Source organism: Paenarthrobacter sp. 4246 (assembly GCF_040546855.1).
GTDB lineage: Bacteria > Actinomycetota > Actinomycetes > Actinomycetales > Micrococcaceae > Arthrobacter.
On record NZ_JBEPOP010000006.1, the window covers coordinates 344935 to 360266 of the forward strand.

A 15332-nucleotide genomic window follows, 5' to 3' on the forward strand; every position below is an offset into this window, starting at 1 on the left:
CATGTATTGAACCGTGGCGGCACAAGTCCTTAAAGAAACTTGTGAAAGCACCGCTAGGAGTCATCGACGTGCAGGACAGTTACAAAGAGTCGTCGGCCGGGACGAGTTTCAGCCAAGCCGAGGGCAGGGCTGTGACCAATTGGAGGGTCCTCGTGGGCCAGACGGTGCAGGTTTTGCGGTACAACGAGGTTGTGGACCAAGGCTGTGTGGAGTCCGTGACCTATGACGGCAAGGTTCTCTGGCTTGCACAGAGCGGGCCTATCGAGCGGAGGTTGGTGGAAAAGGAGTGGGGAACCGGTCTCAGGGTCCGGCTCGTCGACTGACCGCAGGGGCCTGGCGCGGAAATTGAGCCTGGTCGCTGGGCCCGCCAGTCCGGCCTTCCCCCGAAGCGGCCTTCCCGCCCGTCCGCCGTCGTCCTAAGCTGGGCTGCACGAGCTACCGAATACAGCCAAGCCACCCATCCCAGCGAGGTGCGCCATGACAGTGAAACTCAACAAAAAGGCCTTCGACCATGCGAAGCACCTGGTCGCGGACGGCAAGGTGGTCAAGGACACCCGCGACGACTGGAGTGAGCACGCGCCCTCCACCAAGGACGAAAATGCCTTCCTGGACAAGCACGGGCACGCCGAATACTCCAAGTGGTTCCTCGGGGTGGACGACGACCACCCGGATGACCAAAAGGGCCACTACAAGTTCCCCATTGGCGATTTCACGAAGATCCACCGCTGTGGTGTGATCGCCGCCGAGAGCAGGGCTGGTCAGTACGACTACGACGACATCCGGGATGCCTTGGGGAAGCTTCTCGAGAAGATCGACCAGGACTGAAGGCTGTGGGGTTCAGCAGTGCGCGCTCTCTTGGGCCGCCGGGCTGTGCGACAGGATTTCAGCAAGCTCGGCCAACCTGTGAGCGCGTGCGGATTCCGCTGGCGAGAACGGCTCACCCGGCCGGGAAAAGACCAGCGGACCATGCCAAGCTGTCGGAATCTTGAGGATGTCGCTGGAAGACCCGACGCCGGTACTCACCTGGGGTGCCGGGCGTTCGGGATCGAGCGGGACTACTTTGGCGGCGAGAAGCTCGGCAACTGCGTGCGGAAGTTCCGCGGGATTGCCGGCAATTCGCGTGGCGAGGCTCAGGGCCTTGGTTTGGCCGTCAGCCATGGCCAAAGCGGTGGTGGGCCACACCTGGGACTCCCGCCCGCCGCCGTCGTGCAGTGCTTTCAGCAGCTCGAACTCAGTGACCTCGCCCGGGGCGGAGAGGACAAACTCATCCATTACGGTTTCATCGGGGTCACCGGCAGTGGGCCCACTCCCGGTCATAGGGTGGACATGAAGACTGAGGATGTTGCTGTTCAGCTTGGCCAGGGATTGGGTGATCTTCTGCAAGGACCCTGGCTGGTCCAGAAGCACGGTACGCGCACGCCATAGGGCAGGTGCCAAGTTCAGCGTACGTCGCTGGCGGAGGGCCGGCGCGTGCAGCCAACGGCGGAGTACCTTGGCGGCCGATGGCTCGGCCACCCAGATGACCAGGACTGTGGCCGTGACTGCCAGGAGGAGGACTTTGGCGACGTAGGGAAGGCGCGTTTCCACGACGGCGGCGTGCACCAGCAATTCGATGGGGAGCATTACCGCGATGTTTGCGAGCGTGAGCCGGGTTTTGGAAGCTTCGGGCAATTGACCGCAGACGTCACAGAGGAGATCCGCGGTAACGGGAGTGCTCGGGTTGGGCTTCATGGTTTCATGCTGCCCTGTTGCTGTTTCGTGCCCGTTGCCTCTGCGTCACGTTCTGGGGACAGGCCGGTGAACGTGCAAGAACCCGGCGCCCTCGCGGAGAGAACACCGGGTTCGGTGAAGCAACTGGGAACTAATGCCCGCAGGGAGCTGACGATCCTAGCGGGTTCTGTCGGAATCGAGTTCGGAGTCCAGGTCCGACTCAAGGTCAGAGGTCCGAGCGGTGCTGCGGGCGGCAGCGGCGTCCTTGAGGAGGTCGCGGATTTCGGCCAGAAGGGCAGTATCTGCCGGAAGCGGCTCTTCCTCGGGTTCTTCGGTGGAGAGACGGTCCTTGACCAGGGAATTGATCTTGTTCATGGGTGCCACGAAGATGAAGTAGACCACGGCAGCGGTGATCACAAAGGTCACGAGAGCCGTCAGTACAGCGCCGATGTTGACCAGCGTCGCGGGGTTGTTTTCCCAGATCTTGAAGCCGAGCCCATCGGCGTTCATGCCACCGGCGGCGGCGATTACGGGGTTGATGATGTTGTTGGTGAAGGCACTGACGAGTGCGGTGAACGCGCTGCCGATGACGACGGCAATGGCCAACTCGATCACGTTGCCGCGAAGTATGAAGTCCTTGAAACCCTTGAACATGGATGATCCTCCGAATAGGTGCAGTGTCTGCCTCCAGCAGAGATCAAAATACCACTCCGGGGTTTCCAGCCGGTGTAAGCGGGGATGTGAGAGAGCGTTGGTGGGAAGGGCTCGGGATGTGAGAGAGCGTTGGTGGGAAGGGCTTGGGATGTGAGAGAGGGTTGCTGGAGTAGCCACACCTTGCTTGCACTTTTTCAAAACAACCGGCTATGGTGTGAAGCGTGTCACTCATGGTGGCGCAACGCTTTTGATCTGCGGCGGGAGAGTCCTGCCGGTACATCCAGTCAGGCGCCGTAGGAGCAAATCCTCCCCAGGAATCTCTCAGGCCCATGTACCGCCGCGGTTAGGCAACTCTGGAAAGCAGTCCGGGCAACCGGGCTCACCGACGGTGCAAGCAGGCAACCATTCCTGCGGAATCTCTCAGGTCCAATACAGAGCGGGGAGGAACCCCACATCATCGTGGCGCTCACTGGGCGCCTGAATCATGGAGTTCCTCTTGACTGTTCAATCAACCCCCACCGCCTTCGCGGACCGGCACATCGGCGCCCGCCGCCAAGCCGACGTTGACACCATGCTCAAGGCCATCGGCTACGACTCTGTCGACGGCCTGGTAGACGTCGCGGTCCCCGATTCCATCCGCCAGGACACCGCCCTGAAGTTGCAGGACGCCCTCACTGAAGTCCAGGTCCTCGCCGAGTTGCGCAAACTGGCTTCCAAGAACAAAACCGCTGTCCAGATGATCGGCCAGGGCTACTACGACACCGTGACGCCCCCGGTGATCCGCCGCAACATCCTGGAAGCTCCCGCTTGGTACACGGCCTACACGCCGTACCAGCCGGAAATTTCGCAGGGCCGCCTCGAAGCGCTGCTCAACTTCCAGACCATGGTGCAGGACCTCACCGGACTTCCCGTAGCCAACGCCTCGCTGCTGGATGAAGCCACCGCCGTGGCCGAGGCTGTACTGCTGATGCGCCGCGCCAACAAGTCCAAGACTGCCAAGGACGGCAAGACTGTCCTGGACGCTGATCTCCTGCCGCAGACCATCGCCATTGTGAAGGGCCGGGCCGAGGCGCTGGGTTTCGAAGTTGAGATCACCGACCTCAGCTCCGGCCTTCCCGACGGCGACATCAACGGCATCGTCTTGCAGCAACCCGGGGTCTCGGGCCGCGTGTTCGATCACTCCGGTGTGATCGCCGAGGCCAAGGAACGCGGTGCGCTGGTCACGGTCGCCGCGGATTTGCTGGCGCTCACCCTCATCACGCCCCCGGGCGAGCAAGGTGCGGACATCGCCGTCGGAACTGCGCAGCGCTTCGGTGTCCCGCTGTTCTTTGGCGGCCCGCACGCCGCTTACATGGCCGTTCGCGAAGGCATGGAACGTACACTTCCCGGCCGCATCGTTGGTGTTTCCAAAGACAACGCCGGCGTCCCTGCGTACCGCTTGGCACTCCAGACCCGCGAGCAGCACATCCGCCGCGAAAAGGCCACGTCCAACATCTGCACGGCGCAGGCATTGCTCGCCATTGTCGCCTCGATGTACGCGGTGTACCACGGCCCTGAGGGCCTGAAAGCGATCGCCGAAACTGTCCACGGCCATGCCCGTACGCTTGCCACCGCGCTGCAGAAGGCCGGCCGCGAACTCGTGGCCGACGCCTTCTTCGACACGCTCACGGTCCGCGTCCCCGGCAAGGCTGACAAGGTCATTGCCGCCGCTGAAGCCCGCGGCATCAACCTGCGCCTCATCGACGCCGACACCGTTGGTGTCTCCGTTGATGAAACCACGACGCCGGAGGTCCTCTCTGCGGTGGCCGTCGCCTTTGGAGCCGGTCCGGTAGGGGACGCCTCCGGATTCGAGTTGCCCGCGGACGTGGTCCGAACGAGTGATTTCCTGCAGCACCCGGTGTTCAACACGCACCGTTCCGAGACGCAGCTGTTGCGCTATATCCGCAAGCTGTCCGACCGGGACCTCGCATTGGATCGCACCATGATCCCGCTGGGTTCCTGCACCATGAAGCTGAACGCCACGGCTGAGATGGAAGCCATTTCCTGGCCGGAGTTCGCCTCGATCCACCCGTTCGCTCCGGACCACCAGACGGCGGGTTGGCGCGAACTGATCGGGGATCTTGAAGCTGATCTGACGGAGATCACGGGCTATGACCAGGTCTCCATCCAGCCGAACGCCGGTTCCCAGGGTGAACTCGCCGGTCTGCTGGCGATTCGCGGCTACCACCTGTCCCGCGGTGATGAGCAGCGCACTGTCTGCCTGATCCCGGCGTCGGCCCACGGCACCAATGCAGCGTCTGCTGTGCTGGCCGGCATGAAGGTAGTGGTGGTGGCCACGGCTGCTGACGGCACCATTGATCACGCGGATCTGACGGCCAAGATTGAAGCCAACAAGGACGTCCTGTCCTGCATCATGATCACCTACCCGTCCACGCACGGTGTGTACGACGCCGACGTCCGCGAGGTGTGCGACGCGATCCACGCAGCCGGCGGCCAGGTCTATGTTGACGGAGCCAACCTCAACGCGCTGGTTGGCCTGGCCCAGCCGGGCAAGTTCGGCGGCGACGTTTCACACCTGAACCTGCACAAGACCTTCTGCATCCCGCACGGTGGCGGCGGACCGGGTGTTGGTCCGGTTGCTGCGAAGGCGCATCTGGCTCCCTTCATGCCGGGCGACGCGAACAAAGCGGCGCACGAACCTGGTCATGGTGTCGCGATCTCCGCCTCACGTTACGGCTCGGCCGGTGTGCTGCCGATTTCCTGGGCGTACGTGAAGCTCATGGGTGGGCAGGGTCTGACGGAAGCTACCAAGTCGGCGCTTCTTGCAGCCAACTATGTTGCCTCCCGCCTGGATGAGCACTTCCCCATCCTTTACACGGGCGAGGGCGGGCTCGTGGCGCACGAGTGCATCCTGGACCTCCGCGAACTGACCTCCCGCACGGGTGTCACGGCCGAAGACGTGGCCAAGCGCCTGATCGACTTCGGCTTCCACGCCCCCACCCTGGCGTTCCCGGTTGCCGGCACGTTGATGGTGGAGCCGACGGAGTCCGAGGACCTGGCCGAAATCGACCGGTTCATCGAAGCCATGATCACCATCCGCGCCGAAATCGAGCAGGTGGCCAGCGGTGATTTCACTGTTGAGAAGTCGCCGCTGCGCAACGCGCCGCACACGGCTGCCGCCGTCGTGAATTCCGCCTGGGAACGTGAGTACCCGCGTGAGCAGGCAGCGTTCCCCGTCCCTCACCTGAAGCAGGACAAGTACTTCCCGCCGGTCGGCAGGATCGACGGCGCCGCCGGTGACCGCAACCTGGTGTGCTCCTGCCCTCCGCTCACGGACTTCGAAAACTAAGGACTCCCCACATGTCTGAGAACTACACGGCTCTGTACGAACAGCACAAAAAGGCCGGCGCTTCCTTCACCGATTTCGGCGGCTGGCAGATGCCCCTGAAGTACGAGTCCGAGCTCGCCGAGCACCACGCCGTTCGCAAGTCCGCGGGCTTGTTCGACCTCTCCCACATGGGTGAAGTCTGGGTGTCCGGCCCGGACGCTGCGGCCTTCCTGGATTACGCGCTGGTAGGCAAGCTGTCCGCGATCGCCGTGGGCAAAGCGAAGTACTCGCTGATCTGCAACACCGACGGCGGCATCATCGACGACCTCATTACCTACCGTCGACCCTCTCCTGAGGACGGCGTGGACAAGTACCTGGTGGTCCCCAATGCGGGCAACGCCAAGGTGGTCGCCGCGGCGCTGCTGAAGCGCGCGGCCGGTTTCGACGTCGTCGTTGAGGACGTTTCTGCCGAGACGTCACTGATCGCGGTGCAGGGCCCGAACGCCGAAGCCATCCTGCTGACCCTGGTTCCCACCGATCAGCACGCGCTGGTCACCGATCTGAAGTACTACGCTGCGGTTGAGGTTGGACTGACGTTCGACGGCGGCACCCAGGACCTGCTGCTCGCCCGCACCGGATACACCGGCGAAGACGGCTTCGAGATCTACGTCCCGAACCTCGACGCCCCGGGCCTCTGGGAAGCATTGCTCGAAGCCGGCGAAGGCCACGGCCTCATCCCGGCAGGCCTCGCAGCCCGCGACTCACTGCGTTTGGAGGCCGGAATGCCGCTCTACGGCAACGAGCTCTCCATCCACGTCAATGCCTACGCCGCAGGCCTCGGCCCGGTAGTTTCCTTAGCTAAGGAAAGCGACTTCGTTGGTCGGGAAGCACTGACGTCGATCAAGGCAGCCGGGGTCGGATCCACCATCGGCCAGAAGCTGGTCGGTCTCAAAGGTACCGGCCGCCGCGCCGCCCGCGGACACTACTCGGTCCTCAAAGACGGCTCGCTCATCGGCGAAGTCACCTCCGGCCAACCGAGCCCCACGCTCGGTTACCCGGTAGCGATGGCGTATGTCGACGTCGAGCATTCAGAGCCGGGCACGACGGTCGAGGTGGACCTGCGCGGGAAGGCTGAGCCCTTCGAAGTAGTGGCGCTGCCGTTCTACAAGCGTCGGAAGTAGCCCCTACAGCGGGTGATCTTGAAAAGTTTTCAGTTAGTGAGAGAAGGAATCTTATGAGCAAGGTAGTTGCCGAGTTGAAGTACTCGGCTGAGCACGAGTGGGTTGCCGCTGATGGTGACGGGCCTGTGGGGATCGGGATTTCCGCGGTTGCCGCTGATGCCTTGGGCGACATTGTGTACGTCGACCTGCCCGAGGTTGGTTCGACCGTCACTGCAGGTGAGACTTGTGGCGAAGTGGAGTCGACCAAGTCGGTCTCTGACTTGTACTCGCCCGTGACGGGGGAGGTGACCGAGATCAACGACGCCGTGGTCAGCGATCCTGCGCTCATCAACAACGATCCTTACGGGGCCGGCTGGCTGTTCAAGGTGGCCGCCACGGAGGAAGGGCCGCTCATGTCGGCCGAAGAATACGCTGCAACGAACGGTGGAGAACTGTGAACCCGGTATCTGTAACTGAGTACCAGCAAGTGGTGTCGGCGTCGTTGGACGCCCAGCTGTCCGAGCTGGATCCTGAGATCGCTGCGAAGATCGACGACGAACTGGGTCGCCAGCGCGACGGCCTGGAAATGATCGCCTCCGAAAACCACACCGCCGTCGCGGTAATGCAGGCACAGGGTTCGGTGCTGACCAACAAGTACGCCGAGGGCTACCCGGGCAAGCGCTACTACGGCGGCTGCGAGCACGTCGATGTGATCGAGCAGCTCGCCATTGACCGCATCAAGGCCCTGTTCGGTGCTGAGTACGCGAACGTCCAGCCACACTCAGGTGCCCAGGCCAACGCCTCGGTGATGCACGCGCTCATCAAGCCGGGCGACACCATCATGGGACTGAACCTGGCACACGGCGGCCACCTGACCCACGGCATGCGCATCAACTTCTCCGGCAAGCTGTACAACGTGGTCCCCTACGGTGTTCGCGAGGACACCCACACCGTGGACATGGCCGAGGTTGAGCGCTTGGCACAGGAGCACAAACCGGCACTGATCGTGGCTGGCTGGTCCGCTTATGCGCGGCAGCTGGACTTCGCCGAGTTCCGCCGCATTGCAGACCTGGTGGGCGCCTACCTCATGGTGGACATGGCCCACTTCGCAGGTCTCGTAGCTGCGGGACTGCACCCCTCGCCGGTCCCGCACGCCCACGTCACCACGTCCACCACGCACAAGACCCTCGCCGGTCCGCGCGGCGGCATCATCCTCTCCAACGACGCCGACATCGCCAAGAAGATCAATTCGGCTGTGTTCCCGGGCCAGCAGGGCGGACCGCTGGAGCACGTCATTGCCGGCAAGGCTGTGGCGTTCAAGATCGCCGCGTCGGAGGAGTTCCGTGAGCGTCAGGAACGCGTTCTCGCCGGTGCCCGCATCCTCGCCGAGCGACTGGTCCAGCCCGACGTCGCCGCCAAGGGCATCAGCGTCGTCTCCGGCGGAACGGACGTGCACCTGGTCCTGGTCGATCTCCGCGACTGCGAACTCGACGGCCAGCAAGCCGAAGACCGCCTTGCCACGATCGACATCACCGTCAACCGCAATGCTGTCCCGTTCGACCCCCGCCCGCCCATGGTCACCTCCGGGCTGCGCATCGGCACCCCGGCGTTGGCCACGCGCGGTTTCGGCGAAGCAGCCTTCCGCGAGGTGGCTGACATCATCGCCGAGGCATTGATCGCCGACGCCGACGCGGACCTTTCCGGGTTGCGTCACCGTGTTGATGTTCTTGCGAAGGCGCACCCGCTGTACCCGGGAGTTGCGAACCTGAGCTAGTCGCTCGGTTGCGTTGGCCGATGGGCCTGAAGTCCTCGGCGGGCTCGGTCGCATAGGCACCCGCTGAGCGGATGCGATGCTCCCTTGGACGCCCGCTGCCGGACCTCAGGCCCATGAGGGCCGCATGCCTGATCGCCGTCTCAGGACCGGACTCGGGTTCGCTTGTTTGAGAAACAGGTCCAGCTGCCGGGGGTGTTCTTCGGGCGTCGGGTTGGTTGGGGAATGTGTTGGTGTTCCGTCCGATTCGGGGTTGCTGCGGGACGTGCCGTGGGTACGGCGGGTTTGCAGCGAAGCCCCGAATCGGCGAAGGGGGGTTTGGGGTCCGTTCCGTTTGTTGGGGGCGGGGCGGGTTCAATGTCGTTTTACTTAGTGAGGAAATAGCCATGGCCGTTGGGGTCTTCGATCTGTTCTCTGTAGGCATTGGGCCTTCGAGCTCTCATACTGTGGGGCCGATGCGTGCGGGGGCGGTGTTTGCCGGCGAGTTGCGGGACGCTGGTGTCCTGGATTCAGTGGCGTCGTTGCGGGTTGACCTGTATGGGTCGTTGGCTGCGACGGGTCGTGGGCATGGGACCATGACGGCGACGTTGCTCGGACTTGAGGGCTATGATCCCGCGGAAATCCTGCCTGATCAGGTGGAGGAGCGTTTGGCCTCGATTGCTGAGACGGGTGTGCTGAACCTGGCTGGTGCCTTCGGTGAGGGTGTGGAGGTGCCGTACGCGGTGGAGGACATGATTCTGCATCCGTTGACGGTGTTGCCGCGGCATACGAATGGGATGAAGTTCGCTGTGTCCGATGCTGGGGGGAATGTTCTGCGGGAGGCGACGTTCTTCTCGGTCGGTGGCGGGTTTATTGTCCGTGAGGGTGAGGAAGACGCGGCCCAGGAAGAGTTGGAGGAGTCGAAGGCGGAGTTGCCGTTGCCTTTTAGGACGGCGGCGGAGTTGATGGGGCGTTGTTCGTCGAAGGGTTTGGGGATCAGCGACATCATGTTCATCAATGAGCGGGCGTCCCGGTCGGAGGAGGAGATCCGGGAGGGTTTGCTGCATATCTGGTCCGTGATGGAGGCCTGCGTTGAAACCAGTTTGAAGCGTGAGGGTGTGTTGCCGGGTGGGTTGCGGGTCCGTCGTCGTGCTCCTGATTGGTTGGAGCGGTTGTTGAAGGAGGACAAGGACCGGAACGATCCGAAGTATTGGCAGGAGTGGGTGAACCTGATCGCGTTGGCGGTCAATGAGGAGAACGCGTCCGGTGGGCGTGTGGTGACGGCGCCGACGAATGGTGCTGCGGGGATCATTCCGGCGGTGTTGTATTACGCGTTGAATTACGCCCCGGGCATGGACCAGGCCACGCAGCAGGATCGGGATGATGTGGTGGTGAAGTTCTTGCTCGCTGCCGGTGCTGTGGGTGTGTTGTATAAGGAGCAGGCGTCCATTTCGGGTGCTGAGGTGGGCTGTCAGGGTGAGGTGGGGTCGGCGTCGTCGATGGCTGCTGCCGGGTTGGCTGAGGTGATGGGTGGTACGCCGGGGCAGGTGGAGAATGCTGCGGAGATCGCGATGGAACATAACCTGGGGCTGACGTGTGATCCGATCGGTGGGTTGGTGCAGATTCCGTGTATTGAGCGGAACGCGATTGCTGCGGCGAAGGCGATCAACGCGGCGAAGATGGCGCTCTGGGGCGACGGAACACACCGGGTCTCGTTGGATGAGGTCATTGTGACCATGCGGGAAACGGGCAAGGACATGTCCCATAAGTACAAAGAAACAGCGATGGGCGGCCTCGCCGTCAACGTCGTCGAATGCTGAAACCCAAAACCCAACGCGTTGTGGGGCCCGCTCTGCGCCCCATGCCGAAGCCGAAGGGCGCAGAACAGGCCCCGCAACGCAAGAATTTAGAGATCAACTCGAAGGAACGTCATGACACTCGCCCCTGAAGGCCGTAAGTTGCTGCGCGTTGAGCAGCGTAACTCGGCGGTCCCGGTTGAACGCAAGCCCGAGTGGATCAAGGCCAAGGTCCAGATGGGTCCGGAGTTCGTCCAGCTCAAGAATCTGGTGAAGAAGGAAGGCCTGCACACGGTCTGTGAAGAGGCCGGATGCCCGAACATTTTTGAGTGCTGGGAAGACAAGGAAGCGACATTCCTGATCGGCGGGTCAGAGTGCACCCGGCGCTGTGATTTCTGCCAGATCGATACCGGTAAGCCGTCCCCGGTGGACATGTTCGAACCCACCAAAGTGGCGCGGAGCGTCCAGGCCATGCAGTTGCGGTACGCCACGGTGACCGGGGTGGCCCGTGATGACCTGGCCGATGAGGGTGTGTGGTTGTACGCCGAAACGGTGCGGAAGATCCATGAACTGAACCCGGGCACCGGGGTGGAGTTGTTGATCCCTGATTTCTCCGGCAAGCCCGAGCACATTGCGGCGATCTGTGATTCCAAGCCCGAGGTGTTCGCGCACAACGTGGAGACCGTGCCGAGGATTTTCAAGCGGATCCGTCCGGCGTTTCGGTACGAGCGGTCCCTGGATGTCATCACGCAGGGCCGGGATTTGGGCATGGTGACCAAGTCCAACCTGATCCTGGGCATGGGCGAGACCCGGGAAGAAATCTCCGAGGCGCTGCGGGATCTGCATGCGGCCGGGTGTGATTTGATCACGATCACCCAGTACCTGCGCCCGTCCGAGCGGCACTTGCCGGTGGACCGGTGGGTCAAGCCGCAGGAGTTCGTGGACCTCCAGCACGAGGCCGAGGAGATCGGGTTCCTTGGTGTGATGTCGGGTCCGTTGGTGCGGTCCTCGTACCGGGCCGGGCGCCTCTGGGCCACCGCCATGCGGAAGAAGGGCTGGGAGATCCCGGCCGCCCTGGCCCACATCGAGTCCTCCGGCACCACCCGCCAGGAAGCCTCCACCATCCTCGCCGCCCACGGCTAAGCCCCCACACAAGGACACCTCACGGCGTTGAAATCATCCCCACCAACGGCATAGCCCGACGGCGGTCGGTCCCCTCCAAGAGGCGACCGACCGCCGTCGGGGGTTAAGTCATAAACCCCAGCACTCGAACACCAGCGCAGTTTTTGCTCAAGACGGGCACAATGTTCGCGCAGTCAGGTGGGGCTGCGTGCTGCGGAGGATCGCAAAGCCAGCGGACGGCGCCCCGGTCGCGTTGACTGAAACTGAGTACCCACCGCCCGGCCCTGACTGCATTCAGCGGCGCCCATCCAAGTAGTCCGCCGCCAGAACCTGAGTACTTGCATGCGGTATGAGCGTATTTCTGACCCCTCGTTCGGGCTTAAAAGAGGCGTACAGCAAAGGGTAGCCACGGAAGCCTGGCGCACAGAAACATGGGGGCATCGCTTCATTCGACAACAACGTTCGGATGCTGGGGGTTGCGATGCGGCTCCCCGGGACATAGAAAAACCAAGGAGTCTTATCATGCGCAAGCTTTCCAAGAAGAGCCGGATCACCGCTGCTGTCGCTGGCGTGGCACTGGTAGCCGTCGGCGGCGGGGCTGCCTATGCCTACTGGACCACCACGGGCTCGGGCAACGGCTCAGCCACCAACGCGTCCGGCGGCGGAACGGTGACGCTCCACGCCACGTTCGCCGCTGGGCTCGCACCAGGCAACCAGGTCGATGTGGCCTACACGGCCGATAACTCGACCACCTCCAGCACGGTGGTGGGCGCCCTCTCCGCGAATGTGACCACCAACGTGGCCGGTTGTCTTCCGGCTTGGTTCGAGGTCACCGCGGTGACCAGCAGCAGCCCTGTGGCGGCCGGTTCCACCGGAACCTCAGTGGGCAGCGGCGTCCTGAAGTTCAATGACAGCACCACCGAGAACCAGGACGCCTGCAAGTCGGCAATCGTGACGGTCAACGTCTCAAGCCTGTAGCACCGGCCTGCCGGGGATCATCCTGCGAGTGGTGATCCCCGGCTGATCCTTCTGCCCAGCACCGAATACGTCCGAAAAGAGCTTCCATGGACCCCCGCCCAGAGCGCACCGCGCCATTGCACCGAGTCGCGATACCACTACGCGCGCTGCTCCTGGCGTTGGTAGTGGCATTGGTGCCCGTTGGGGCACTTGCCGCAAGCGGTGCACAGGGCGGTCAGGCCAAGGTCACCAAAGGAATCACCGTGACGTTGTCGCCTTCAAGCCGCACGGTTAATCAGGGTCAATCAGCCACGTACACGGTGTCCGCAGCATCCGCGGGAGGTTTTACGGGGCCGGTGACGTTCGCCGTCACAGGTCTGCCGGCAGGAGCGGCAGCTGCATGGTCGCCGTCGTCGGTGGTGTTGACGTCCGGAGGCACCGCCCAGGTGGCGTTGACCATCACCACGGCGCCCGCCACCCCGGCTGGAAAGACCAACTTCACCGTGAAGGGGACGGCCGGAACTCTCCAGTCGTCAGCGCAGGCGCAGTTGCACGTCCTGGAGGTAAACCGGACCTTTGATGTGAGCGGTACTGTCAGCGGGCTGCTCGCTCCGGGAGTTACACGGTCCGTGGACCTGCTGATCTCCAACCCCAACAACAAGGCCATCGCGGTGAGCAATCTGACTGTTGCCATCAGCCAGGTGGTGAGGACTCCCGCCGCGGTGGCGGCCAACCTGCCGTGCACTCCGGCCGACTACACGCTCGCCCAGTACTCCGGAACGTATCCGCTGACAGTGGCGCCGGGGAGCCGCTCCCTCTCATCGCTGGGGGTTCCTGAGCCGAAACGGCCCCAGATCACCATGCTGGATACGTCACAGCTTCAGGATGGGTGCAAGGGTGCCACCATCCGGCTGACGTTCAGCGGAACAGGACAGGCGAACTGACATGACCACAGTCCCAACTCCGCGCATCCCCACTCATGGCCGGCTTGCACGAACTGCTGTGGCCACCGTGGCCCTCTGCATCCTGGGCGGCGCAGGTTCCGCCTATGCCTACTGGGCGGCTGCGGGAACAGGCAGCGGTTCAGCAAGCAATGGCACCATGCAGGCCGTCACGGTGGACGCACTGGTCCCGGGCGACACTTCCCAGACCAGCCTGGTCCCCGGCGGAACCGCAGACGTCCTCCTTCGCGCGTCGAACCCCAACCCGCACGCCGTCACCGTCTATGGTTTTGCGGCCAACGGGCCCGTGACCGCCGACGCGGCCCACCCCGGTTGCACCACAACAGGAGTGTCGTTCACACCGCCTCCCGTGCCGCTTTCACCGCCGCTGATCATCCAGCCGAACTCCTCCATCCTGCTGACGCTCCAGGGCGCTGCAGGAATGAGCACGACGTCGGTCTCCGCCTGCCAAGGCGCCCAATTCACCGTTCCTGTCACGCTGGAGGTACGGAAGTGAGCCGGCTTCGTCAAAACCGTCCTGTATCTGCTGTGTTCGGCTGGCGGAGCAGGCTCGCGATCATCGTGGCCGGCATTCTCCTCGTCTCCTGGGGAGGTCCGGCTGCCAGCGCATTCTGGGGCTCAATCACCAGCGGGCCGGGCGCAGTAAAGGCCGACACGGTAACCCAAGGGGCCAGGCCTGCTACCGCCATCTCCGGTGCCAACGTGACGGTGTCATGGGCGGCCGGCACGACGGCGGCAGGACGGTCCGTGACCGGCTACAGTATTGCCCGCTACAGTTCGGCGACCGGCGGGACGAAGGTTCCGGCGACAAATGGATGCGCCGGAACGGTGGTTGGACTGGGTTGCGTTGAGGCCGGAGTGCCGGCCGGAACCTGGTACTACACCGTGACGCCTACCCTTTCCCTGTGGCAAGGAACCGAGAGCCAACGCAGCACTGCCACCACACCTGTCACGGACACCACCGCGCCCCTGGCTCCGGCGGTAACCGCGCCGGCTTACGTCAACCAGTCCACCGTCGGGAGCGTTCCCATCAGCGGTACGGCAGAGGCCAACTCCTCGGTGACCCTCACGGTGTCCGGCGCCGGTGCAGCGCCGGTATCGCAGACTGTCGCCACCCTTGCCACCGGCGTGTGGACCGCCGCTCCACTCAACCTCTCCGCCTTCACTGACGGAACCATCTCCTATTCGGCCCGCGCAAGCGATGCGGCCGGGAACACCGGACCCGCCGGGACCGCAACATCCACCAAGGATGTGGTGGTGCCAACGGTCACTGCGGTTCAGCTGAACAACGGCACAGGAAAAACCCTGGGCATCGTAGAGCAGACCGACTCCGTGAAGCTCACCTTCTCCGAGGCGCTGGTGGCCAACACCATCTGCAGTGCCTGGACCAGCAACACCACAACCCAAACCCAGAACGGAAACGGCAGCAGCCAGGTCCTCGTAAACATCAGCGCAGACGATGTGCTGACCGTGTCCCAGGCGGGTTGCCCCACTTTGAGGGTTGGCAGTGTGGCGCTCGGTGGGAATTACACCGGCACGGCCCTCACCTTCGCCGGGAACAACACCAGCGGCTCCAGCCTGACGTGGAACCCGGGCGCCAAGACACTCACAATCACCTTGGGGGCGGGAGGCCCCGGGACGCTGACGGTAGCTGCTACGCCGACGCCACTTCCGGGCTACGCTCCGGCAGCCGGAGTGACTGACCTCGCCGGCAACGAGCTCTCCACGATGCAGGTCAACAGCCTCGCAGCATCCCGCTTCTGACCCTGGAGTTTTTTGTACACATAGTGCCCCGATGACGCGTGATTCGGGGCACTATGTGTACAAAAACTCCAAGTAGTCCAGTGCTCGGAGCGTAACCTTGAAGCGGACGCCAGCGCCGTCGTCGTACGT

At 63.4% G+C, this 15332-nt stretch carries 14 protein-coding genes and 1 riboswitch; of the genes, 12 read left to right on the forward strand and 2 right to left on the reverse strand.

Translation table 11 applies throughout. The annotated features are described in order from the left end of the window. Positions 1 to 41 precede the first annotated feature (41 nt). The gene (locus ABIE35_RS13910) at positions 42 to 323 is read left to right on the forward strand and encodes a hypothetical protein (protein ID WP_354515725.1); all 282 of its coding nucleotides are present in this window, start codon (positions 42 to 44) and stop codon (positions 321 to 323) included. A gap of 154 nt (positions 324 to 477) precedes the next feature. Continuing rightward, the gene (locus ABIE35_RS13915; RefSeq protein WP_354515727.1) at positions 478 to 825 is read left to right on the forward strand and encodes a hypothetical protein; all 348 of its coding nucleotides are present in this window, start codon (positions 478 to 480) and stop codon (positions 823 to 825) included. A 12-nt stretch (positions 826 to 837) separates the two neighbouring features. Here ABIE35_RS13915 and ABIE35_RS13920 read toward each other — a convergent pair whose 3' ends face one another. Together ABIE35_RS13920 and mscL are read right to left on the reverse strand one after the other, a co-directional pair. Next, positions 838 to 1731, reverse strand: coding sequence for an amino acid-binding protein (locus ABIE35_RS13920; RefSeq protein WP_354515729.1), 894 nt, complete (start codon positions 1729 to 1731; stop codon positions 838 to 840). Between the two features lie 156 nt (positions 1732 to 1887). Beyond that, complete coding sequence (gene mscL, locus ABIE35_RS13925) at positions 1888 to 2364, reverse strand: large conductance mechanosensitive channel protein MscL (protein WP_354515731.1); 477 nt, start codon at positions 2362 to 2364, stop codon at positions 1888 to 1890. A gap of 248 nt (positions 2365 to 2612) precedes the next feature. Continuing rightward, positions 2613 to 2711, forward strand: a riboswitch (glycine riboswitch). Between the two features lie 149 nt (positions 2712 to 2860). On the opposite strand from mscL, the gene gcvP reads away from it, so the two are divergent. The 10 genes from gcvP (at position 2861) to ABIE35_RS13975 (ending at position 15203) form a co-directional block, all read left to right on the forward strand. Beyond that, a complete protein-coding gene (gcvP, locus tag ABIE35_RS13930) occupies positions 2861 to 5713 on the forward strand; it encodes an aminomethyl-transferring glycine dehydrogenase (protein ID WP_354515732.1) in 2853 nt (950 codons plus the stop codon). An 11-nt stretch (positions 5714 to 5724) separates the two neighbouring features. Then, complete coding sequence (gene gcvT, locus ABIE35_RS13935; protein ID WP_337340041.1) at positions 5725 to 6873, forward strand: glycine cleavage system aminomethyltransferase GcvT; 1149 nt, start codon at positions 5725 to 5727, stop codon at positions 6871 to 6873. A gap of 53 nt (positions 6874 to 6926) precedes the next feature. Continuing rightward, positions 6927 to 7310 carry a glycine cleavage system protein GcvH gene (gene gcvH / locus ABIE35_RS13940; protein WP_089596855.1) on the forward strand — a complete coding sequence of 128 codons (384 nt, stop codon included), beginning with the start codon at positions 6927 to 6929 and terminating at the stop codon, positions 7308 to 7310. Next, positions 7307 to 8626 carry a serine hydroxymethyltransferase gene (gene glyA, locus ABIE35_RS13945; RefSeq protein ID WP_354515735.1) on the forward strand — a complete coding sequence of 440 codons (1320 nt, stop codon included), beginning with the start codon at positions 7307 to 7309 and terminating at the stop codon, positions 8624 to 8626. The genes gcvH and glyA overlap by 4 nt, the downstream gene beginning before the upstream one ends. Positions 8627 to 9009: 383 nt before the next feature. Then, on the forward strand, positions 9010 to 10422 hold the full coding sequence (locus tag ABIE35_RS13950) for an L-serine ammonia-lyase (protein ID WP_354515737.1): 1413 nt from the start codon (positions 9010 to 9012) through the stop codon (positions 10420 to 10422). 111 nt (positions 10423 to 10533) lie between these two features. Then, complete coding sequence (gene lipA, locus ABIE35_RS13955) at positions 10534 to 11541, forward strand: lipoyl synthase (RefSeq protein ID WP_011774451.1); 1008 nt, start codon at positions 10534 to 10536, stop codon at positions 11539 to 11541. Between the two features lie 501 nt (positions 11542 to 12042). Then, a complete protein-coding gene (locus ABIE35_RS13960) occupies positions 12043 to 12498 on the forward strand; it encodes a hypothetical protein (protein WP_354515739.1) in 456 nt (151 codons plus the stop codon). A gap of 86 nt (positions 12499 to 12584) precedes the next feature. Beyond that, a complete protein-coding gene (locus ABIE35_RS13965) occupies positions 12585 to 13421 on the forward strand; it encodes a COG1470 family protein (RefSeq protein WP_354515741.1) in 837 nt (278 codons plus the stop codon). A gap of 1 nt (position 13422) precedes the next feature. Continuing rightward, positions 13423 to 13935: a hypothetical protein gene (locus ABIE35_RS13970; protein ID WP_354515743.1), complete on the forward strand. Its 513-nt coding sequence runs from the start codon at positions 13423 to 13425 to the stop codon at positions 13933 to 13935. Continuing rightward, on the forward strand, positions 13932 to 15203 hold the full coding sequence (locus tag ABIE35_RS13975) for a hypothetical protein (protein ID WP_354515745.1): 1272 nt from the start codon (positions 13932 to 13934) through the stop codon (positions 15201 to 15203). The genes ABIE35_RS13970 and ABIE35_RS13975 overlap by 4 nt, the downstream gene beginning before the upstream one ends. Positions 15204 to 15332: the final 129 nt, after the last annotated feature.

What these genes read in the sequence shown, in the direction of transcription:
- ABIE35_RS13960 (WP_354515739.1), top strand. Translation starts at nt 12,043, where the DNA reads ATGCGCAAGCTTTCCAAGAAGAGCCGGATCACCGCTGCTGTCGCTGGC.
- mscL (WP_354515731.1), bottom strand. Translation starts at nt 2,364, where the DNA reads ATGTTCAAGGGTTTCAAGGACTTCATACTTCGCGGCAACGTGATCGAG.
- ABIE35_RS13915 (WP_354515727.1), top strand. Translation starts at nt 478, where the DNA reads ATGACAGTGAAACTCAACAAAAAGGCCTTCGACCATGCGAAGCACCTG.
- lipA (WP_011774451.1), top strand. Translation starts at nt 10,534, where the DNA reads ATGACACTCGCCCCTGAAGGCCGTAAGTTGCTGCGCGTTGAGCAGCGT.
- gcvT (WP_337340041.1), top strand. Translation starts at nt 5,725, where the DNA reads ATGTCTGAGAACTACACGGCTCTGTACGAACAGCACAAAAAGGCCGGC.
- ABIE35_RS13970 (WP_354515743.1), top strand. Translation starts at nt 13,423, where the DNA reads ATGACCACAGTCCCAACTCCGCGCATCCCCACTCATGGCCGGCTTGCA.
- ABIE35_RS13920 (WP_354515729.1), bottom strand. Translation starts at nt 1,731, where the DNA reads ATGAAGCCCAACCCGAGCACTCCCGTTACCGCGGATCTCCTCTGTGAC.
- ABIE35_RS13950 (WP_354515737.1), top strand. Translation starts at nt 9,010, where the DNA reads ATGGCCGTTGGGGTCTTCGATCTGTTCTCTGTAGGCATTGGGCCTTCG.
- gcvH (WP_089596855.1), top strand. Translation starts at nt 6,927, where the DNA reads ATGAGCAAGGTAGTTGCCGAGTTGAAGTACTCGGCTGAGCACGAGTGG.
- ABIE35_RS13965 (WP_354515741.1), top strand. Translation starts at nt 12,585, where the DNA reads ATGGACCCCCGCCCAGAGCGCACCGCGCCATTGCACCGAGTCGCGATA.